This window comes from Streptomyces sp. NBC_01237, assembly GCF_035917275.1.
GTDB lineage: Bacteria > Actinomycetota > Actinomycetes > Streptomycetales > Streptomycetaceae > Streptomyces.
Map to the genome: position 1 here is coordinate 1,634,410 of NZ_CP108508.1, position 18,937 is coordinate 1,653,346.

Genomic DNA, 18,937 nt, shown 5'->3' on the forward strand with positions numbered 1-18,937 from the left:
GCCCGTCGCCCACCGACACGCTGCCCGATCGCTCCGCAGACCCACTCAGTTCAAGTAGGCCGGCGCGCTCACGGGCAGAATAAATCGGAATTCGGCGCCGCCGCCGGGTCCGCGGTCGACGGTGATCGTGCCGCCGTGGGCCTCGACGATTCCCTTGACGATATAGAGGCCCAGACCGGTCCCGCCGCGCTTGCTCCCCCGCCAGAAGCGGGTGAAGACGCGTCCCATCGACTCCTCGGGGATGCCGGGGCCTTCGTCGCTCACGGTGACTGCCGTTCCTGTTGCGTCACTCTTCGCCGGCGCGGGTGCGGGGGCAATGTCAATAGTGACGGTTCCCTCACCGTGCCGCACCGCGTTTTCGAGCAGATTGCCGAGCACCTGGTCGACCTTGTCGGGGTCGGCCCACAGGTCGGGCAGCGGCTGCCGGGTACGGACGAGGAAGCGGTCGGGCTCCTGCCCGTTCGCGGTGAGGGCCTGGATGTGGCGTTCGACCGCGGCGGAGATGTCGACCGGCTGACGCCGCAGCTCCAGGCGGCCGGAGTCGATCCGGGAGATGTCGAGCAGTTCGGCGATGAGCCGGGTGACGCGGCCCGCGTCGGCGTCGACGGTCTCCAGCATCAGCCGCTTCTGGTCGTCGGTGAAGCGTTCCCACTTGGCCAGGAGCGTCGCGGTGAAGCCCTTGACCGAGGTCAGAGGGGAGCGCAGTTCATGGGCGACGGTGGCGATCAGCTCGGCGTGGCTGCGTTCGGTGCGCCGCCTGGCCTCGGTGCCGCGCAGCGAGACCACGACACGGCGCACCGGCCCGGTCGGCCGCTCGCGTACGTACCGCGCGGAGACCAGGACCTCGCGGCCGCCGGGCAGCAGGAGGTTGCACTCGGGCTGTCCCACGCGGGTGGCGAGCCCGCCGTACGGGTCGGTCAGGGTCCACCAGCGCTGCCCCTTGAGGTCCTCCAGGGGCAGCGCGTGCTCCAGGGAACGGCCGAGTGCGGCGGCGCGCGGGGTGGCGGTGATCCGGGCGGCGGCGGAGTTGAAGCAGATGACCCGGCCGCTCGCGTCGGCGATGACGAGGCCGTCGGGAAGGTCGTCCGCGTCGATGCCGGGACCGACGTCGTCGAGGACGTCTCCGGCGGATTCCCGGCCGGTGGTCCCCCCGAGGTGCCGGCCGGCTTCCCCGAGCTGCCGGCCGGCGCCGTCCCCGCCCGTGTCCATGACGTCCGGACCCGTACCGTCCCGGTCCGCGGCAGTGCGTACGACGGCCGTGTGTGCCTGACGCGGACCGCTCATACCGACAGCCATATTCCCGTACCCCACCTCTCGAACCGGTGCAGTGGGCCCCCGAGTTCGTCACCCTACTAGTCGTCGGTGAGCCGGCGACACCCTGCGGGGGCGCACTGCGCCGGTGCGCCGGTGGGACGGCTCACGCGGTGGCCGGTATCGGTCGGTGACCGGTGGCGCGCCCCGCGTCCACGGGCTGCCGGAGGGCGACGCCGACCGGGGTGGATCAGGCGGTACGGCGCGGGCGCTGCGCCCGCGCGGAGGCGTACAGGCAGACGGCCGCCGCGGTCGCGAGGTTGAGGCTCTCCGCCTTGCCGTGGATGGGGACGCGGACCACGGCGTCGGCCAGCGCACGGGTCTCCTCGGGCAGTCCCCACGCCTCGTTGCCGAAGACCCAGGCGGTGGGGCCTCCCATGGTGCCCGCGTCCAGCTCGTCGTCGAGGTCGTGGGCGCCGGCGCCGTCGGCGGCGAGGATACGTACCCCGGCGTCCCGCAGTCCCCGCACGGCCTGCTCGACGGGGACTCCGACGGCGACCGGCAGATGGAACAGCGAACCGACCGACGCCCGCACGGACTTGGGGTTGTAGAGGTCCACCGAGGCATCGGTGAGCACGACGGCGTCGGCACCCGCCGCGTCGGCGCAGCGCAGCACCGTGCCGGCGTTCCCCGGGTCCCGTACGTTGGCGAGCACGGCCACCAGCGTGGGCTTCGCGGCGAGGATCTGTTCGAACGGCGAGTCCAGGAAGCGGCAGACGCCGATCAGGCCCTGTGGAGTGACGGTCTGCGACACATCGGCCAGTACCTCGCTGTCGGCCAGATGCACCCGGGCGCCCGCCGCGTGGGCGGCGTCGATGATGTCGCCGTACCGCTCGGCGGCCTCGACGGTGGCGAACAGCTCGATGAGCGTCGGCTCACCGTCGCTGCCCCGGTGGCCGGCGGCCTCGCGCACGGCCTGCGGCCCCTCGGCGATGAACCGGCGCTCCTTGCCGCGGAAGTTTCGCTTGGCCAGCCGCCGGGCGGCGGTGACGCGCGGCGATCGCGGGGAGATCAGTTCGGGGGTGCCCATGGTCGGCGGCGAGCCTCTCTGCGTACGGAGGTGGGGATCAGGTGGCGCAACGCACCGGACCCGCAGACGGCGTGCGCCTGCGGGTCCGGCTCAGATACCTGGAAGAGCGGCCTGGATCAGGCGGCCTTCGGGGCGTTGACGTCGCTCGGGAGGGCCTTCTGGGCAACCTCGACGAGGGCGGCGAACGCGTTGGCGTCGTTGACCGCGAGCTCGGCCAGGATCTTGCGGTCCACCTCGATGTTGGCGGCCTTCAGACCCTGGATGAGGCGGTTGTACGTCATGCCGTTCTGGCGGGCAGCGGCGTTGATGCGCTGGATCCACAGCTGACGGAAGTCGCCCTTGCGCTTCTTGCGGTCGTTGTAGTTGTAGACCAGGGAGTGGGTGACCTGCTCCTTGGCCTTGCGGTACAGGCGCGAGCGCTGACCGCGGTAGCCCTTGGCGGCCTCGAGAATTGCCCGGCGCTTCTTGTGGGCGTTTACTGCCCGCTTGACGCGTGCCACTTGTTAACTCCTTGTAGCGGGGCCGTGGTTGTCCTCACACGGCCCGGAAACGAATTGGTCCCGGTGTGATCGAGGTCGTGCCCCCGGGGTCACCGGGGGCCGAACCTCACTTGCCGAGAAGCTTCTTGATCTTCTTGGCGTCGGCCGGAGCCACGACGACCGTGCCGGTCAGCGAGCGGGTCTTCTTGGACGACTTGTGCTCGAGCAGGTGGCGCTTGCCGGCCCTCTCGCGGAGCACCTTGCCGGAGCCGGTGATCTTGAAGCGCTTGCTGGCACCGCTGTGCGTCTTGTTCTTCGGCATCGCGCCGTTCTCTCCTCGTCAGTGGCGCCCCTCACGGTGCGGGCACCGGACTGCAGGGGCGTCAGATCTCTATGGGATTCCGTGGGGACCCGGGGGCGCCTGGATGGCAGCCCCCGAGGATCACGCCTCGGAAGGTGTCTCGGTCGGAGCCTCGGCGGCTGCGGCCGGAGCCTCAGCAGCCTCACCCTCGGACTCGGCGTCGGGCGCATAGCCCTGACGCTCCGCCTTGCGGGCGGCCTGGGCCTCGCGGGCCTCGGCCATGGCTTCGGTCTTCTTCTTGTGCGGGCCCAGAACCATGATCATGTTCCGGCCGTCCTGCTTCGGGTTGGACTCGATGAAACCGAGGTCCTCGACATCCGAAGCGAGACGCTGGAGCAGTCGGAAGCCCAGCTCGGGGCGGGACTGCTCACGACCACGGAACATGATCGTGATCTTGACCTTGTCGCCCTGCTTGAGGAACCGGACGACGTGACCCTTCTTGGTGTCATAGTCGTGCGGGTCGATCTTCGGCCGGAGCTTCATCTCCTTGATGACCGTGTGCGCCTGGTTCTTGCGCGCCTCACGGGCCTTCATGGCCGACTCGTACTTGAACTTCCCGTAGTCCATGAGCTTGCACACGGGCGGACGGGCGGTCGCCGCCACCTCGACCAGGTCGAGGTCGTACTCCTGTGCGAGCTCCAGGGCCTTGGCAAGCGGAACAATCCCGACCTGCTCGCCGCTGGGACCGACAAGTCGCACCTCGGGAACGCGAATCCGGTCGTTGATGCGGGGCTCGGCGCTGATGGATCCTCCTCGGTAGCACCACGCGACCGCCTGGCGGACAGCCGCGTAACGTCTGTTTCGTGAGACCAACCGAGCCGGAACGGCAAAAATGCCCCGGACGGGACACAGGCGGGGCTCCTGGAACTACCGGAACACCGCCGCGTCTACCGCGGGGCGCATCGGGCGGCTCCATCGTCCGTACGGAACGATGGTCGCCACCTGACCGGTGACCCGCCGTCCTCAAGGGACAGCCAGGTGGGAGATCGGAGCCTCCACTTGTGGGCCGGGCACATAGATGTCCGGCCGGTCGTTACACAAGGTTAGCAGCTTCTCCGGAGTGGCGCCGACCGGTGCGCGCAACGGGCTCCCGCGGACAGTGGCGTACGGGCCTGGCCTTATCGTGTGGGACATGAGCGACGCGACCCCCAGCACCGATTCCGCCGGTTCCCCCGGCTTCGACGACATGGCCCGCGACATCGCGGAGGTCCCCGCGGTCGAGGTGATCGTGACGGTCGCCGTCAACCTGATGAGCGCGGCCGCCGTCAAGCTCGGCCTGACCGAGGAGGGCGAGGAGCACAAGGACCTGGACGAGGCCCGCAAGCTGGTCCACGCGCTCGCCGGACTGCTGGACGCGAGCACCACGGAGATCAGCACCTTCCACGCCTCTCCGCTGCGGGACGGCCTGAAGTCGCTCCAGCTGGCCTTCCGCGAGGCGTCCCTCGTACCGGACGAGCCCGGCCAGGGCCCCGGCGAGAAGTACACCGGCCCGGTCTACGGCTGACCGCGCCTCCCCCGCACCCACCCCGCGAGCCCGCCGCCGGTGACACCGGCGGCGGGCTCGCGCTTTCCGTTCCGGCCGGGGCCGGGTGTCCGCGCCGGGTTCAGGCGGTTCCGTCGAGCTGCGCGGGCTCCAGGGCCGGCACCGGATGGGTCAGCCGGTGCGCGTACGCCGCGATCACGCCGCCGACCAGTGGCGCCACGATGAACAGCCACAGCTGGGAGAGGGCCGCACCGCCCGCGAACAGGGCCGGACCGAGGGAGCGGGCCGGGTTGACCGAGGTGCCGGTCAGCGGGATGCCCACCAGGTGGATCGCCGCGAGGGACAGCCCGATGGGTAGCCCGTCGAAGCCGATGACCGCGACCTTGTGGGTCACCGCCAGCACCACGAAGACCAGCAGGAAGGTCAGCACCACCTCGGCGAGGAACGCTCCGCCCAGGTTGATGCCGACGGCCGACCGGTCGTCGTAGCCGTTGCTCCCGAACGCTCCGCTCGTCTTCAGCCCCGGAACCTGCTTGGCCAGCAGGAAGAGCAGGGCCGCACCCACGATGGCGCCGAGGAACTGGGCCACCCAGTACTCGATCGCCGTCCGGAGGTCGATCCTGCGGGCCACCAGCATGCCCAGCGTGACCGCCGGGTTCACATGGCAGCCGGAGACCGGCCCCAGCGCGTAGGCGAGCGCGAGCAGCATGAAGCCGAACGTGAGGGCGATGCCCACCGTTCCGATGTACTCGACGGCGAGCACCGCCGATCCGACGGCGAAGAAGACCAGCAGCAGCGTTCCCAGGAATTCCGACACCACTGTCCGCGTCTGCATACAACCACCTCGCGAGATCTGGGGAGATCAGTCGGTTTGATCCGATTTCCCGCTCATTCTCATGGTGCGAGGCGAGATGCGCGCGTCGAGCAGAGCGGCGATCAGCGAGTGAACAGCGGTTCACCCGGAGCGACCGCCCCGGCGGGCAGCAGCGCCAGATCGAGGCCGCGCACCAGCCTGGCCCGCAGCACCTCGCTGGCCGACAGGGCTTCGGCGACGCGGCGGGCCGCCTCGGCGGGCACGGCGTCCGGGGCCAGGACGAGTGCCAGCGTGCCGTCGGCCGGGCCCGGCCCGAGGTGGGCCCGGATCACGGCGGACTCGGCCGCCACCGTGTCCCGTACCGCCGCGACGACGGCCGGGTCCTGGAGCGGGTCCGTGCTGGTGCGGTTCTCGGCCACCGCCAGCAGGGCCGGACCGGTCAGCTCGAACGCGACGGGCCCGGCGAGGTCCAGCACCACCGTGTCGGCCTTCTCGTGCGCGGCGGCCTGGAGTGCCTGGTGCAGGGGTACGGCGACGGGGCGGGCCTCGGGGTCCCAGCGGGCCAGCGAAGCGGTCGAGGTGAAGGCGGGCAGCGCGCGCCGGTCACCGGCCTGGAGCGTGGGGACCGCCATGTCACTGGTCTTCTCGCGGCGAAGCCCGTTCTCGTCCTCCTCGACCTCGCCGAGAACGGCGACCACCGGAACGAGCAGCCGGGCGGTCCGAAGTGCTTCGAGGACCGGGCCCACCGCCGTCCGGTCCGCCGACCAGGCGGCGAGCGCCTCGGTCAGTGCGGGATCGGCCGTGCCGTCGTCGTCGGAGAAACCGGGGTCCGGAATGTTCTTGAGCGCCACGGGACGAGCGTAGTCCCTGCCCCTTCCCGCCCCGGCGACAGGTCGGGCACAGGCCGCGGCCCGGTGGGGTTCCCGGCGTCCGGACCGGGTGCCGGCACGGGTTGTGCCGTCGGTCCACCCGGTCCGCCCGGCGCCCGCGGCGGTGAGGGCCGTGGTGACCGCCGCGGTGCTGCCGGACCGTTCGACCGCCGGGGGCGCGCATCAGGTGGGTCGCGCGCCGGATGCCTCGCGCGGTGCCGTGGCCTCCGTATCGTCCGCCTCACCGTCCGCCACACGGGCACCGGCGGCGGGGAAAGGAGGCCGAGGTGGATCTCGACGCGGAGCTGGCCTGGGTGGTCGCGCCCCTGATCGGTGACGCCCGGCTGTCGGTCGCGGTGCTGGACACCGGCAGTGGGACGGGTGCGGTGTACGGGGACGGGGCGGCGTACGACACCGCGAGCATCGTCAAGGTGGACATCCTGGCGGCACTGCTGCTGCGGGCCCAGGACGAGGGGCGCGGGCTGAGCGACGCCGAGCGGACGTACGCGGCCGCGATGATCGGGCGCAGCGACAATGCCTCGGCCACCAGGCTCTGGCGGGTGATGGGGGGCGCGGAGGGGCTCGACGCGGCGAACGTACGGCTCGGCCTGACCGGCACCGCCGCCGCGCGGGCCTGGGGGCTGACACAGACCACCGCGGCGGATCAGGTACGGCTGTTGCGGGCGGTGTTCGACGGGAACGGCGACAGTGAATCCGCACAGGGGACCGCCGGGGTGTCCGTGCTCTCGCGGGCGTCCCGGGCCTATGTGCGGCGGCTGATGGGGCGGGTCGAGGCGGACCAGCAGTGGGGGGTCTCCGCGGCGGGCGACGCGTGGGCGCTGAAGAACGGCTGGATGCCGCGCACCACGACGGGGCTCTGGGACATCAACAGCATCGGGAGGGTACGGGCCGGCGGGCGCGACTGTCTGATGGCCGTGCTCTGTGACGGGCAGCCGACGAAGGAGGCCGGCATCACGCTGGTCGAGGCCGTCGCGAAGGCCGCGGTCGGCGTGGTCAGCGGCGCCCGGTGAGCCTCCGGCCCCGCCACAGGACGACGGCCAGGCTCAGCAGGACGGCGCCGAGGCCGCCCGCCGCCGGGGCCAGCCAGTTCGCCGGGGCCTCGTCCCTGTCCGGCGGGGTGGGTCCCGGGCCGAAGTACTGCTTGCGGTAACCGGTCACGGCGGACTGGGCGCCGAGGTCGGCCGGGCGCATCCGGGACCCCGTCTCGATGGCCTCGGCCGGGTCGACGACGCCGTAGCCGCGGGAGTCGTCGCGGCCGTCGGCCGGGGCGTCGCGGGCGGTGTCCGCGAGGAGCTTCTTGATCTGGGCGGGGGTGAGGCCGGGGTGGGCGGCGCGGACCAGGGCGACGGCTCCGGAGACGAAGGCCGAGGCCGCGGAGGTGCCCCACTCGATGTAGTACTTGCGGTCGGGGTTGGCGACGACGATGTCGACGCCGGGCGCGCTGACGGTGGCGTACCAGCGGCGGGTGGAGAACGAGGCGTGTGTGCCGTGCTTGTCCACGGCGGCGACCGCGATCACGCCGGGGTAGGCGGCGGGGTAGGAGACCCGGTCCCCCTTCTCTCCCCCGTTGCCCGCCGAGGCGATGACGGACACGCCCTTGGCCAGGGCGTACTGGATGGCGGCGTCCTCGCCCGGTTCGGGGTGGGCGGACTTGCTGTCGTCGCCGAGCGAGAGGTTGATGACGTCGGCGCCGTGGTCGGTGGCCCAGCGGATGCCGTCGGCGAGCGCGGTGCCGCGGGACTTGCGGGCCTTGGCGCGGGAGGGGTCGTTGGACTCCAGGATCACCCGGACCGGGAGGATCCTGGCCTCGGGAGCGATGCCGAGGATGCCGTCGCCCCGTCCCGTGCCGCTGCCGCGGCCGGCGATGATCCCGGCCATCGCGGTGCCGTGCAGGGCCCAGGCCGCATCGCCCCGCCCGGCGCCGAAGCCGATGAGGTCCTTGCCGGGGAGCACTCCGCCGGCCAGGTCGGGGTGGGTGTCGTCGACCCCGGTGTCGAGGACGGCGACGATGATGCCCTTGCCCTTGGTGGTCTGCCAGGCCCGGTCGGTGTGCAGGGCCCCCAGGCCCCACTGCTGGTCCCGGATGGCGTCCGCGTGGGCGGGGGCGGCGGCGGTGAGGGCGAGGACGGCGGCGGCGCAGACCGCGGCGAGGGCACGGTGTCCGCGGCTCATTCCGGCTTCTCCGTGAGGTCGGTGACGGTCCTGCGCAGGCCGCGCTCCACCCGGTCGGCCATGCCCTCGGCCTCGTGGCCGAGCCCGGCCTGGGCGGCGGGCGTCGTCGCACCGGCGGCCATGGCCGCGGCGGCGGGCTGCGGGTCGGCGACGGTACGCCCGTCGGCGAAGCCGGAGACGGCGAACACGACGACCGGGACCTCGGTGAGTACATGGACCGTCCAGCTGGCGCGCTGCGCGTCGCCGAACGTCGCGGCGACCGTCCCTTCGACGGCGTACGTGCGCGGCATGAGGTCCTTGCGCGTGGCGAGGCGCTGCTCGGTGAAGCGGCTGCTGAGCGCGCGCATGCCCTCCTCGGCCGCCTCGGTGAAGATCATTCCGACGGTGGTGACGCTGCTCCGTGTCGCGTCGGTGTAGGTGGCCCGCACCATGCGTTCGCAGCCGACCGGGCGGAGTGTTCGAAGGAGCAGCGGGTCGAGGCCCTTGGCGCAGCCGCTGTCGGCGGCGACCGCGACCCGCGTCCATACCCGGCCCGCGGCGCCGGGTCCCGCGCCGTCGCCCTTGAGGGTGCGCGGGAAGAGGGTGTCGACGGGGACGCTGTGCCAGAGGGTCCGGCCCGTGGTGTAGGTGCTGCGGGTGCCGGGTTCGGCCGAGGAGTCGCCGGTGAGCCAGGTGCCGGTGACCGCGCCGCCGATCAGCCCGAGACCGAGGACGACGCAGGCGGCGGCCGCCGCGGTCCGGCCCCGGTGCCGCGGCCGGACCGGGCGCAGCCGGGTGGTGGTCTCCACGGGCGTCTCGGGGAAGCCGTAGCGGTGCGGGACCGGGTAGGGGCCGGGGTACGCGCCCGGGGGCGCGGGCTGCGGTCCGGGGCGGGGCGCCGTACCGGGGAGGGGCGTGAGGTCCACCGCGCCGACGGGTCTGCGCCGGGTCGCGGGAGGCGGCGGCACGGCGGGGGGTGCGTTCGGCGCGGGCGGCGGGGACTGCACGACCGGCGGGTACTGCGGCGACTGCGTGGACGACGGAAGCGGCGGGGTCTGCGGGCCGGTGGTCCCGGGGGCGGACGGCGGCACGGGGCGCAGCCGGGCGGTCGTCTCGGCGGGAGTGTGTCCGGCGGGCGGGTTCACGGCGGGGGTGGCAGGGCGCGGGGGCGCGGCGGGGGCCCGGCGGGTGGGCGCGGGGGGCGCGACGGGCGCGGGAGGGGCCTGGCGCGCGGGTGCGACGGGGGCCGCCGGTGCGGGAGGGGCCTGGTGGTTCGGTGCGCCGGGCGGGGGCTGCGGGGCCGGTGCGCCGGTCGGCCGCTGCTGCGGGGCCGGTGCGCGCGTCGGCTGTGTCTGCGGCTGCGGGGCCGGTGTGCGCGTCGGCTGTGTCTGCGGCTGCCGCTGCGGTCTGTGCGGGGCCTTCGTCGCGGGGGGCGTGGGAGGCACGGCGGGCGGCGGTCCCGCGGGGTGGGGCGGCGGGGTGGTCGGGCGGGGCGGCACGGGAGCGCGTTGCGCTTCGGTACTCATCCGGCCCGCCCCCTGGTTCACGTCCTCGTACCGCCCGCGGATCAGCGTCACAGGCAGGCCCGTTGGTCCTCGCGTGCCCTTTACTCTACGGGCTGGGGGGCCGCCGAGGGGAACGGGCCGCCGCGGCCGGGGGATCTGCCCCGATCGTCCCCCTACCCAGCGGTACGGGTGTCTGGCAAGCTGCGGCCATGACTGCCCGCGCCGCTGACCGGACCCGTTACAACCGGGCCACCGCCCATCTCGACGCCCCGATCGCCGTGGTCGATCTGGAGGCCTTCGACGCCAACGCCGACGATCTCGTCGGCCGGGCCGCGGGGAAACCGATCCGGGTGGCGAGCAAGTCGGTGCGCTGCCGGACCCTGCTGGAACGGGTGCTCGCGCGTCCCGGGTTCGCCGGGATCATGTCGTTCACGATGGCGGAGTCGCTGTGGCTGGCGCGCGCCGGTTTCGAGGACGTGCTGCTGGCCTACCCGTCGGCCGACCGCGCCGCGTTCGCCGAGCTGGCCGCCGACCCGAAGCTGGCCGCCGCGGTGACGGTGATGGTCGACGACTTGGCGCAGTTGGAGCTGATCGACGCGGCGCGGGCCGGTGGGAGTGAGGAGATCCGGGTCTGCCTGGAGCTGGACACCTCGCTGCGGCTGCTGGGCGGCCGGGTCAGGATCGGAGCGCTGCGTTCCCCGCTGCGCTCCCCCGTCCAGCTGGCGGAGCTGGCCCGCTCGGTGGCCCGCAGGCCGGGATTCCGGCTGGTGGGCCTGATGGCGTACGAGGGTCATGTCGCCGGGGTCGGCGACTCGATCGCGGGACGCCCGCTGCGCTCCCGGGCGGTCCGGCTGATGCAGTCCGCGGCCCGCAAGGAGCTGGCGACACGCCGGGCCGAGGTGGTGCGGGCGGTACGGGCGGTGGTGCCGGACCTGGAATTCGTGAACGGCGGCGGTACGGGCAGCGTCCAGCACACCGCGGCCGAGCACGCGGTGACGGAGATCGCGGCCGGGTCGGGGCTGTACGTTCCGCGGCTGTTCGACAACTACACGTCGTTCACCGGCCGTCCGGCGGCGCTGTTCGCGCAGCCCGTGGTGCGCAGGCCCGGGGTGGGCGTGGTGACGGTGCTGGGCGGCGGCTATCCGGCGTCCGGAGCGGCCGGTGCGGACCGGCTGCCCGTGCCGTATCTGCCGGAGGGACTGCGCTACGACCCTCAGGAGGGCGCGGGCGAGGTGCAGACTCCGCTGCTGGGCGCCCCGGCGGACGATCTCCTGATCGGCGACAAGGTGTGGTTCCGGCACGCCAAGGCCGGTGAACTGTGCGAGCGGTTCGACGAGTTGCACCTGATCGAGGGCGACCGGATCACGGCGACGGTACCGACGTACCGGGGCGAGGGCCGCACCTTCCTCTGATCCGGCGGCCCCGGAGGGCTCCGGTGTGGCTCCGGGCGTTCGCGCGGGCACTGCCTTCGCGCGGGCACTGTCTTCACGCGGGCCGTGTCTTCACGCGGGCCGTGTCAGGGAGCGACCGAGCTGCCCACCCCGCCGCTCGTCGCGCTGTCGCCCACCGGACGGATGCCCCGGGTGATCGTGTCCATGAGGGAGAGCGGCAGCTCCCGGCGGCCCGCGTCGAAGGCGAACCTGACGAGGACCGGTGTCTCGCTGCCCACCGCCGAGGGGAAGGCCAGTGACTGCACCACGCCGCCGGGGCCCTTCCCGGTGGTGACCTGCCAGCGCACCAGGTAGCCCGTCCGCCCGTCCACGCTCACCGGCTCGGACTTCAGCACCTTGTGCGACACGATGCCGCCGTGGATGCGGTCGCCGACGATGTTCTCCTCGTACGCGTTGTCGGCGGCGGCTTCGATGTCCCGCTCGGCCAGCGCCTCGGGGGTGCCCGCGTCGGTACGGGCCGGGGTGTGGGTGGTGACCGTGCCGTGGTAGCAGAACGCGCCGGAGTCGCCGGGGCAGCTGTAGGAGGGGGCGGTGCGCATGGTGGGCACGTCCTCGACGGTGCTGCCGGGCTTCTCCCAGCCGGCGGGGACCGGAAGGGTGATCCCGTTGAGCTGATCGGTGAGGAGGGCCGGGGAGCCGTCGGGGGCGGGACCGCTCGGGGAGGCGGTGGCCGGGGCCGTGGGGGACGCGGCCGTACCGCTGGGGTCCGCACTCGGCCGCGTACCGCCGTCGTCCCTGCCCAGCAGCACCGCACCGGTGACGGCGACGCCGACGACCACCAGTGCGGACAGCGCGACCGCCAGGACCCGGCCGCGGGACGTGCCGCCGCGGGGCATGCCGCTGCCGGTGCGCTGCTGGGGAAGCAGGGGCGGCCCGAACGACGGTGCCGTGTCCGGCTGTCGCGGTTCGGGGTGCCCGGCAGCGAGCGGGCGGGTGTGGACGGTCCAGGCCGTGCCGTCCCACCAGCGCTCGGTGCCGGGCGCACCCGTGTCCGGGTACCAGCCGGGCGGTGTCGCGAAGCTCATGCCCCCACTCTAGGGTCCGGGCCGGGGGCCGCGGCGGGGCCGTCAGAGCGGGGTCACATAGGCCCCGGAGATGCCGCCGTCGACGAGGAAGTCGGTGGCGTTGACGAACGAGGAGTCGTCGCTCGCCAGGAAGGCGACGGCCGCCGCGATCTCGGTCGCCTCGGCGAACCGGCCGAGCGGGATGTGGACGAGCCTGCGGGCCGCGCGCTCCGGGTCCTTGGCGAACAGTTCGCGCAGCAGCGGGGTGTTGACCGGTCCCGGGCACAGGGCGTTGACCCGGATGCCCTCCCGGGCGAACTGCACACCGAGCTCGCGGGACATGGCGAGGACACCGCCCTTGGACGCGGTGTACGAGATCTGGGACGTCGCCGCCCCCATCCTGGCCACGAAGGACGCGGTGTTGATGATCGAGCCGCGGCCCTGGCGGCGCATGTAGGGCAGGGCGGCCTTGCAGCAGAGGTAGACGGAGGTGAGGTTGACGTCCTGGACGCGTTTCCACGCCTCCAGGCCGGTGGTGAGGATGGAGTCGTCGTCGGGCGGTGAGATGCCCGCGTTGTTGAACGCGATGTCGACGGACCCGTAGGTGTCGTACGCGGCCTTGAAGAGCGCCTCGACCTGTCCGGGATCGGTGACATCGGCCTGGACGAAGGTGCCTGAGGCCTCCTCGGCGGCGGCCGAGCCCGCCGCCGTATCGATGTCGGCGCAGACGACGTGGGCGCCCTCGGACGCCAGCCTGCGGGCGGTGGCCAGGCCGATGCCGCTGCCCGCTCCGGTGATCACGGCGGTGCGGCCGACCAGGCGGCGGCAGATGTTCTCGGTGTCGGTGGTCATACGGGTTCAGGCCTCCGTGCTGAGGAAGACGTTCTTGGTTTCGGTGAAGGCGGTGAGGGCGTCGGGGCCCAGTTCGCGGCCGAGCCCGGACTGTTTGTAGCCGCCGAACGGGGTCCAGTACCGGACGGCGGAGTGGGAGTTGACGGAGAGGTTCCCGGCCCGGACCGCCTGGGCGACGCGCAGGGCGCGGCCCACGTCGCGGGTCCAGAGGGAGCCCGCGAGACCGTAGTCGGTGGCGTTCGCGAGCCGGACGGCGTCGGCCTCGTCCTCGAAGGGAAGGACCACCGCCACCGGCCCGAAGACCTCCTCGGTGGCGACGGGCGCGTTGGGAGCGACATCGGTGAGGACGGTCGGCGGGAACCAGAATCCGGGGCCCTCGGGGGCGCTGCCGCGCAGGGCCGCCGCGCCCTCGGGGACGTAGTCGCGGACCCGGCGCAGGTGGGCGCGGGAGATCAGCGGTCCCATCGCGGTCTTCTCGTCGGTGGGGTCCCCGACGACGACCGAGGCCAGTGCGGGGGCGAGCAGTTCCAGGAACCGGTCGTACGCGGACCGCTCGACGAGGATGCGGGTGCGGGCGCAGCAGTCCTGCCCCGCGTTGTCCAGGAAGGACATGGGGGCGGCGGCCGCGGCGGCCTCGATGTCGGCGTCGGCGAAGACGATGTTGGGGCTCTTGCCGCCGAGTTCGAGGGTGAGCCGCTTCACACGGTCGGCGCACTGGGCCATGATCCGCTTGCCGACGCGGGTGGAGCCGGTGAAGACGATCTTGGCGACGCCGGGGTGGGTGACCAGGGCGTTGCCCGTCACCTCGCCCGCTCCCGGCAGCACCTGGAAGAGGTCTTCGGGAAGACCCGCCTCCCGTCCGATCCGCGCCAGTCGCAGGGCGGTGAGCGGGGTGGTCTCGGCCGGTTTGAGGAGTACGGCGTTGCCCGCGGCGAGCGCGGGGGCGACGCCCCAGGCGGCGATCGGCATGGGGAAGTTCCACGGGGCGATCACCCCGATGACGCCGAGGGGTTCCAGGAGGGTGAAGTCGATTCCGCCGGGGACCGGGATCTGCCGGCCGCTGAGCCGTTCCACTCCCCCGGCGGCGAAGTCGAGCAGATCGCGCACATTGCCCGCCTCCCAGCGGGCGTTGCCGAGCGGGTGACCGGCCTCGGCCGTCTCCAGCCGGGCCAGGGACTCGATCTCGGCGTCGACCGCTGCCGCGAAGCGGCGCAGCAGACGGGCCCGGTCGGCCGGGGCCAGGGCGGCCCAGGTGCGCTGGGCCGACGCGGCGCGGGCCACGGCGGCGTCGACCTCGGCGGGGGTGGTGGCCGCGACGGTGGCGAGGTGTTCCTCGGTCGCCGGGTTGATCACGTCATGGGCGTCGGGGTGCACGGGCCGGTCCGCGCTCACGGGGTCGCTGACATCGGCGGGGTGGTGGTCGGCGGTCACAGGGTGCCTCACAGGCGTTCGAAGGAGCGGCGGAGCTCCCAGTCGGTCACCGCGGCGTCGAAGGCTTCGAGTTCGACGCGCGCCATGTTGCGGTAATGCCGCACGACCTCGTCACCGAAGGCCGCACGGGCCACCTCGCTCCGTTCCCAGAGGCCGGCGGCTTCCCGGAGGGTGGTGGGGACCTGCTCGTACCCGGCGGTGTAGGCGTTGCCCTCGCACGCCTCGGGGAGTTCCAGTTTCTCTTCGATGCCGTGGAGTCCGGCGGCGATGAGACCGGCGACCGCGAGGTGCGGGTTGACGTCGCCGCCCGGCAGCCGGTTCTCGAAGCGCATCGAACGGCCGTGGCCCACGACGCGCAGGGAACAGGTGCGGTTGTCGTGGCCCCAGGCGACCGCGGTCGGGGCGAAGGAGCCGGGCTGGAAGCGTTTGTAGGAGTTGATGTTCGGCGCGTGGAGAAGGGTGAAGTCGCGCAGGGCGGCGAGCTGTCCGGCGAGGAAGTGGCGCATCAGCGGGGACATGGCCCCGTCGTCGCCCGCCATGACGTTGCGGCCCTCGGCGTCCTGGAGCGAGAGGTGGATGTGGCAGGAGTTGCCCTCGCGCTCGTTGTACTTGGCCATGAAGGTGAGCGCGACACCTTCCTGCGCGGCGATCTCCTTGGAGCCCGTCTTGTAGACGGCGTGCTGGTCGCAGGTGACCAGGGCCTCGTCGTAGCGGAAGACGATCTCGTGCTGGCCGGGGTTGCACTCGCCCTTGGCCGACTCCACGGTGAGTCCGGCGGCGGCCATCTCGTTGCGGATGCGGCGCAGCAGGGGTTCGACGCGTCCGGTGCCGAGGACCGAATAGTCGATGTTGTACTGGTTGACCGGTGTCAGATCGCGGTAGTTGCGGTCCCAGGCCTGCTCGTAGGTGTCCTTGAAGACGATGAATTCGAGTTCGGTGCCGACATGGGCGGTGAGGCCGAGTGCGGCGAGCCGCTCCAGTTGGCGGCGCAGGATCTGACGGGGTGCGGCGACGACGGGCGATCCGTCCTCCCAGGCGAGGTCGGCGATGACCATGGCCGTCGCCTCGTTCCACGGCACCCGGCGCAGGGTGCTGAGGTCGGGGCGCATGGCGAAGTCGCCGTATCCGCGGTCCCAGGAGGACATCTCGAATCCGTCGACGGTGTTCATGTCGGTGTCCACGGCGAGCAGGTAGTTGCAGCCCTCGGTGCCGTGTTCCATGACCTCGTCGAGGAAGAACCCGGCGGCGAAGCGCTTGCCCTGCAGCCTTCCCTGCATGTCGGGGAAGGCGAGGACGACGGTGTCGATCTCGCCGCTCGCGACGAGGACGCGTAGTTCGTCGGTACCGAGCGGGGGTGTTCGCTCTGCCACGGGATACTCCTCCATCGGCCGGCCGGGAGCCTTAAGGTATGGGATGGAACCATTGAATGAAAGGGAAGCGGAACGTGATCGAGGAATCCGGTGGGAGACCGGCGACGGCCCGCCTGCGGCCCGTGCTGCGCCCCGTCCGCGCGGGCAACGGCTTCGAGGAGGCCCTGGCGCAGATACTCCAGGTGATCCGGCTCGGCCTGGTGGCGGACGGCGAGCGGCTGCCCGCCGAGCGCGAGCTGGCCGAACTGCTCGGGATCAGCCGGGTCACCCTGCGCGAGGTCCTGAAGGTGCTCCAGGAGCAGGGCCTGGTGGAGAGCAGACGCGGGCGCTACGGCGGCACGTTCGTGACGCCACGCACCGGCACGCCCGGCGGGGACGAGCTGCGCCGCCGGGTGGCGGCGGTCGACATGGAGGACATCCTGCGCTTCCGCGAGGTCCTGGAGACCGGGGCCGCCGGACTCTGCGCCGCGCACGGGCTGACCGGCGAGGGCGCTGACCGGCTGCGTACGGCACTGGCGGCGACACACGAGACACCTCTGCCCGACTACCGCAGGCACGACACCCTGTTTCACCTGACACTGGCCGAACTTTCCGGATCACCGACGCTGACCGCCCAGTACGCGGCGGTCCGGGCCACGGTGAACGACCTGCTGGACTGCATACCGCTGCTCGTGCGGAACCTGGAGCACTCCCAGCGTCAGCACGCGGCACTCGTCGGGGCGGTGCTGGACGGGGACGAGGAGGCGGCCCGCGCCGTGGCGCGCGAACACTGCGCGGGCACTGCGGCGCTGCTGCGTGGCTTCCTGTCCTGAACGGACCCCGGCCCACGGACACTTGCACGACCACACCGGAGCCATAAGGTATGCGGTGACACCATTGGCTTCGGCCCGCCCGCAGCGGCCCACCGGAGGGAACGCACCGTGCCCGAACCTCTCGTCGGCATCACCACCTATCTGGAACCCACGACCCGCTGGGGCGTCTGGGAGCTGCCCGCCGCCGTCCTCCCCGCCGCGTACCCGCGGCTGGTCCAGCGGTCCGGCGGCCTGGCCGCGCTGCTCCCGCCGGACGCGCCGGAGCGGGCCGCCGCCACCGTGGCCCGGCTGGACGCCCTCGTCGTCGCGGGCGGCGCCGATGTCGCGCCCGAGCTGTACGGGGCGGAGCGCGACCCCCGTACCGGTCCGCCGGCCCCTGAGCGCGACGCCTGGGAGAAGGCCCTGCTCGACGCGGCGCTGGCGTCCGGCATCCCGGTGCTCGGGATCTGCCGGGGCATGCAGCTGCTGAACGTGGCACTGGGCGGCACCCTGATCCAGCACATCGACGGGCACTGCGGTCCGCCCGGTACGACCGGGATTCTCGGCGAGCACTTGGTGACGCCGGTGCCCGGTACCCGGTACGCGTCGGTGGTCGCCGAGGCGTCCGTCGTACCGACCTATCACCACCAGGCCGTCGACCGGCTCGCGCCGTCACTGTCGGCCTCCGCCCACGCGGCCGACGGCACCGTCGAGGCGGTCGAACTCCCGGGGCCGCAGTGGGTACTGGGTGTGCAGTGGCATCCGGAGATGGGTGACGACCTGCGCGTGACGCGGGCGCTGGTGGCGGCCGCGGCCACAAGGCGCGACCGGCACGGGGGCGGGGCCGTCCCGGTCCCGCCCCTCGCCCGGGCCTGACACGCCACGAGGCACGAGCCCCCGTCCGGCCAGGACACCCACCGCGGGCCGGACCCCACACTCGGCCAGGACACCTACCGCAGGCCGGATCCCACGCTCGGCCCGCCCACCGGCAGCCGGACGCCCCGGCCCGGCGGGGAGCGCTCAGACGCCCGGCGGGCGGGAGTCGCGCGCCGTCAGGGACAGCAGGTCGCGGGCGGGGCCGGTGGGCCGGTGGCCGGAGGGCCATACGGCGCGCAGCTGGCGGCGCAGGCGTACGCCCGCGACCGGGATCTTCACCAGGCGGCGGGCCGACAGCTCCTCGCCGAGTGCCAGTTCGCTGAGCACACAGGGTCCGGCACCGCTCTCCGCCGCACCCTTGACAGCGGTGGTCGAGGACAGCTCCAGCAGCGGCTGGGCCAGCCCGCCGTGCACCGCGAGCGCGGCGTCCAGGACCTGCCGGGTGCCGGAGCCGTGCTCCCGCAGGATCAGCGGGGTCGCGGCCAGCTCCCCGGGCAGGAGGGGCGTCCGGCGGCGGGCCCACGGATGGGACGGGGCGACCACGACGACCAGGCGGTCGTGCGCGATCACCGTGCCGTCCAGGCCCTCCGGTATCGACAGGCCCTCCACGAAGCCCAGATCGGCCTCGCCGCCGAGGAGCCGCCGGGCCACCGCCGCCGAATTGCCCGCGAGCAGCGACACGGCGGTGTCCGGGCGCTGGGCGCGCAGCGCGATGAGCCAGCCCGGCAGCAGGTACTCCGCGATCGTCATGCTCGCCGCGACCCGCAGCCGCGAGTCGCGCCGGTCGCGCAGCGCCTGGGCACCCGCGTCGAACGCCTCGGCGGCCTCGATGATCCTGCGCGCCCAGTCGGTGACCAGGGCACCCGCGTCGGTGAGCCGGGAGCCGCGCGGGGAGCGGTCCAGGAGCGCGACACCGAGCTGCCGCTCCATCGACCGGATGCGGCTGGACGCGGCGGGCTGGGTGACACCGACGTCACGGGCCGCCCGCCCGAGGCTGCCGTGCCGGGCCACGGCGAGCAGCAGCTCCAGCGCCCCGAGGTCGGGGACCCGGTGGGACAGGGGCACATGTGCGTCGCTGGGCATAAAGCCAGCTTATGACCTCATAGAGACGGACTCCCTGGTGGGGGACGGTGCCGCC

Annotated in this window: 19 protein-coding genes; 5 read left to right on the forward strand and 14 right to left on the reverse strand. The window is 73.0% G+C overall.

The features are described 5' to 3' along the window. Positions 1-45: 45 nt before the first annotated feature. The 5 genes from OG251_RS07230 to infC all read right to left on the reverse strand — a co-directional run bounded on the left by OG251_RS07230 (position 46) and on the right by infC (position 3,994). Positions 46-1,296, reverse strand: coding sequence for a sensor histidine kinase (locus tag OG251_RS07230; RefSeq protein WP_326676373.1), 1,251 nt, complete (start codon positions 1,294-1,296; stop codon positions 46-48). Between the two features lie 205 nt (positions 1,297-1,501). Beyond that, on the reverse strand, positions 1,502-2,341 hold the full coding sequence (locus OG251_RS07235; RefSeq protein ID WP_326676374.1) for a TrmH family RNA methyltransferase: 840 nt from the start codon (positions 2,339-2,341) through the stop codon (positions 1,502-1,504). Between the two features lie 116 nt (positions 2,342-2,457). Continuing rightward, entirely contained in the window at positions 2,458-2,841 is a 384-nt protein-coding gene (rplT, locus tag OG251_RS07240; RefSeq protein WP_007457565.1) for a 50S ribosomal protein L20, read from the reverse strand. Positions 2,842-2,947: 106 nt separating this feature from the next. Beyond that, positions 2,948-3,142: a 50S ribosomal protein L35 gene (gene rpmI / locus OG251_RS07245; RefSeq protein ID WP_003970213.1), complete on the reverse strand. Its 195-nt coding sequence runs from the start codon at positions 3,140-3,142 to the stop codon at positions 2,948-2,950. A 120-nt stretch (positions 3,143-3,262) separates the two neighbouring features. Then, positions 3,263-3,994 (reverse strand): translation initiation factor IF-3, encoded by a 732-nt coding sequence (infC, locus tag OG251_RS07250; RefSeq protein WP_326676375.1) that lies wholly within the window; start codon positions 3,992-3,994, stop codon positions 3,263-3,265. A 319-nt stretch (positions 3,995-4,313) separates the two neighbouring features. Between infC and OG251_RS07255 the strand changes: the two genes are divergently transcribed. Further along, positions 4,314-4,685 (forward strand): DUF1844 domain-containing protein, encoded by a 372-nt coding sequence (locus OG251_RS07255; protein WP_326676376.1) that lies wholly within the window; start codon positions 4,314-4,316, stop codon positions 4,683-4,685. A 100-nt stretch (positions 4,686-4,785) separates the two neighbouring features. Here OG251_RS07255 and OG251_RS07260 read toward each other — a convergent pair whose 3' ends face one another. Both OG251_RS07260 and OG251_RS07265 read right to left on the reverse strand, forming a co-directional pair. After that, the gene (locus OG251_RS07260; protein ID WP_326676377.1) at positions 4,786-5,499 is read right to left on the reverse strand and encodes an MIP family channel protein; all 714 of its coding nucleotides are present in this window, start codon (positions 5,497-5,499) and stop codon (positions 4,786-4,788) included. A gap of 101 nt (positions 5,500-5,600) precedes the next feature. Further along, positions 5,601-6,329: an SseB family protein gene (locus OG251_RS07265; protein WP_326676378.1), complete on the reverse strand. Its 729-nt coding sequence runs from the start codon at positions 6,327-6,329 to the stop codon at positions 5,601-5,603. Between the two features lie 305 nt (positions 6,330-6,634). Between OG251_RS07265 and OG251_RS07270 the strand changes: the two genes are divergently transcribed. Further along, positions 6,635-7,378: a serine hydrolase gene (locus tag OG251_RS07270; RefSeq protein WP_326676379.1), complete on the forward strand. Its 744-nt coding sequence runs from the start codon at positions 6,635-6,637 to the stop codon at positions 7,376-7,378. Here OG251_RS07270 and mycP read toward each other — a convergent pair. Beyond that, positions 7,362-8,540 (reverse strand): type VII secretion-associated serine protease mycosin, encoded by a 1,179-nt coding sequence (gene mycP, locus OG251_RS07275; protein WP_326676380.1) that lies wholly within the window; start codon positions 8,538-8,540, stop codon positions 7,362-7,364. The genes OG251_RS07270 and mycP overlap by 17 nt on opposite strands. After that, entirely contained in the window at positions 8,537-9,445 is a 909-nt protein-coding gene (locus OG251_RS07280) for a hypothetical protein (protein WP_385896626.1), read from the reverse strand. The genes mycP and OG251_RS07280 overlap by 4 nt, the downstream gene beginning before the upstream one ends. A gap of 788 nt (positions 9,446-10,233) precedes the next feature. Here OG251_RS07280 and OG251_RS07285 point away from each other — a divergent pair. Next, complete coding sequence (locus tag OG251_RS07285; RefSeq protein WP_326676381.1) at positions 10,234-11,436, forward strand: amino acid deaminase/aldolase; 1,203 nt, start codon at positions 10,234-10,236, stop codon at positions 11,434-11,436. Positions 11,437-11,540: 104 nt separating this feature from the next. Here the strand turns inward: OG251_RS07285 and OG251_RS07290 are convergent, their stop codons facing one another. The 4 genes from OG251_RS07290 to OG251_RS07305 are packed head-to-tail and all read right to left on the reverse strand — an operon-like array spanning position 11,541 to position 16,132. After that, positions 11,541-12,500, reverse strand: coding sequence for a DUF2510 domain-containing protein (locus tag OG251_RS07290; protein WP_326676382.1), 960 nt, complete (start codon positions 12,498-12,500; stop codon positions 11,541-11,543). A gap of 42 nt (positions 12,501-12,542) precedes the next feature. Continuing rightward, entirely contained in the window at positions 12,543-13,331 is a 789-nt protein-coding gene (locus tag OG251_RS07295; protein ID WP_326676383.1) for a 3-oxoacyl-ACP reductase, read from the reverse strand. Positions 13,332-13,337: 6 nt separating this feature from the next. Then, positions 13,338-14,723 carry an aldehyde dehydrogenase family protein gene (locus tag OG251_RS07300; protein ID WP_442818414.1) on the reverse strand — a complete coding sequence of 462 codons (1,386 nt, stop codon included), beginning with the start codon at positions 14,721-14,723 and terminating at the stop codon, positions 13,338-13,340. A 47-nt stretch (positions 14,724-14,770) separates the two neighbouring features. Further along, positions 14,771-16,132 (reverse strand): glutamine synthetase family protein, encoded by a 1,362-nt coding sequence (locus OG251_RS07305; protein ID WP_326676384.1) that lies wholly within the window; start codon positions 16,130-16,132, stop codon positions 14,771-14,773. Positions 16,133-16,206: 74 nt separating this feature from the next. Between OG251_RS07305 and OG251_RS07310 the strand changes: the two genes are divergently transcribed. Continuing rightward, positions 16,207-16,944 carry a FadR/GntR family transcriptional regulator gene (locus tag OG251_RS07310; RefSeq protein WP_442818311.1) on the forward strand — a complete coding sequence of 246 codons (738 nt, stop codon included), beginning with the start codon at positions 16,207-16,209 and terminating at the stop codon, positions 16,942-16,944. 108 nt (positions 16,945-17,052) lie between these two features. Beyond that, positions 17,053-17,799, forward strand: a complete 747-nt coding sequence (locus tag OG251_RS07315; protein WP_326676386.1) for a gamma-glutamyl-gamma-aminobutyrate hydrolase family protein — start codon at positions 17,053-17,055, stop codon at positions 17,797-17,799. A 144-nt stretch (positions 17,800-17,943) separates the two neighbouring features. Here the strand turns inward: OG251_RS07315 and OG251_RS07320 are convergent, their stop codons facing one another. Beyond that, complete coding sequence (locus OG251_RS07320; protein ID WP_326676387.1) at positions 17,944-18,882, reverse strand: LysR family transcriptional regulator; 939 nt, start codon at positions 18,880-18,882, stop codon at positions 17,944-17,946. Between the last annotated feature and the right edge of the window lie 55 nt (positions 18,883-18,937).

What these genes read in the sequence shown, in the direction of transcription:
- OG251_RS07260 (WP_326676377.1), bottom strand. Translation starts at nt 5,499, where the DNA reads ATGCAGACGCGGACAGTGGTGTCGGAATTCCTGGGAACGCTGCTGCTG.
- OG251_RS07235 (WP_326676374.1), bottom strand. Translation starts at nt 2,341, where the DNA reads ATGGGCACCCCCGAACTGATCTCCCCGCGATCGCCGCGCGTCACCGCC.
- OG251_RS07285 (WP_326676381.1), top strand. Translation starts at nt 10,234, where the DNA reads ATGACTGCCCGCGCCGCTGACCGGACCCGTTACAACCGGGCCACCGCC.
- OG251_RS07320 (WP_326676387.1), bottom strand. Translation starts at nt 18,882, where the DNA reads ATGCCCAGCGACGCACATGTGCCCCTGTCCCACCGGGTCCCCGACCTC.
- OG251_RS07290 (WP_326676382.1), bottom strand. Translation starts at nt 12,500, where the DNA reads ATGAGCTTCGCGACACCGCCCGGCTGGTACCCGGACACGGGTGCGCCC.
- OG251_RS07255 (WP_326676376.1), top strand. Translation starts at nt 4,314, where the DNA reads ATGAGCGACGCGACCCCCAGCACCGATTCCGCCGGTTCCCCCGGCTTC.
- OG251_RS07230 (WP_326676373.1), bottom strand. Translation starts at nt 1,296, where the DNA reads ATGGCTGTCGGTATGAGCGGTCCGCGTCAGGCACACACGGCCGTCGTA.
- OG251_RS07295 (WP_326676383.1), bottom strand. Translation starts at nt 13,331, where the DNA reads ATGACCACCGACACCGAGAACATCTGCCGCCGCCTGGTCGGCCGCACC.
- mycP (WP_326676380.1), bottom strand. Translation starts at nt 8,540, where the DNA reads ATGAGCCGCGGACACCGTGCCCTCGCCGCGGTCTGCGCCGCCGCCGTC.
- rpmI (WP_003970213.1), bottom strand. Translation starts at nt 3,142, where the DNA reads ATGCCGAAGAACAAGACGCACAGCGGTGCCAGCAAGCGCTTCAAGATC.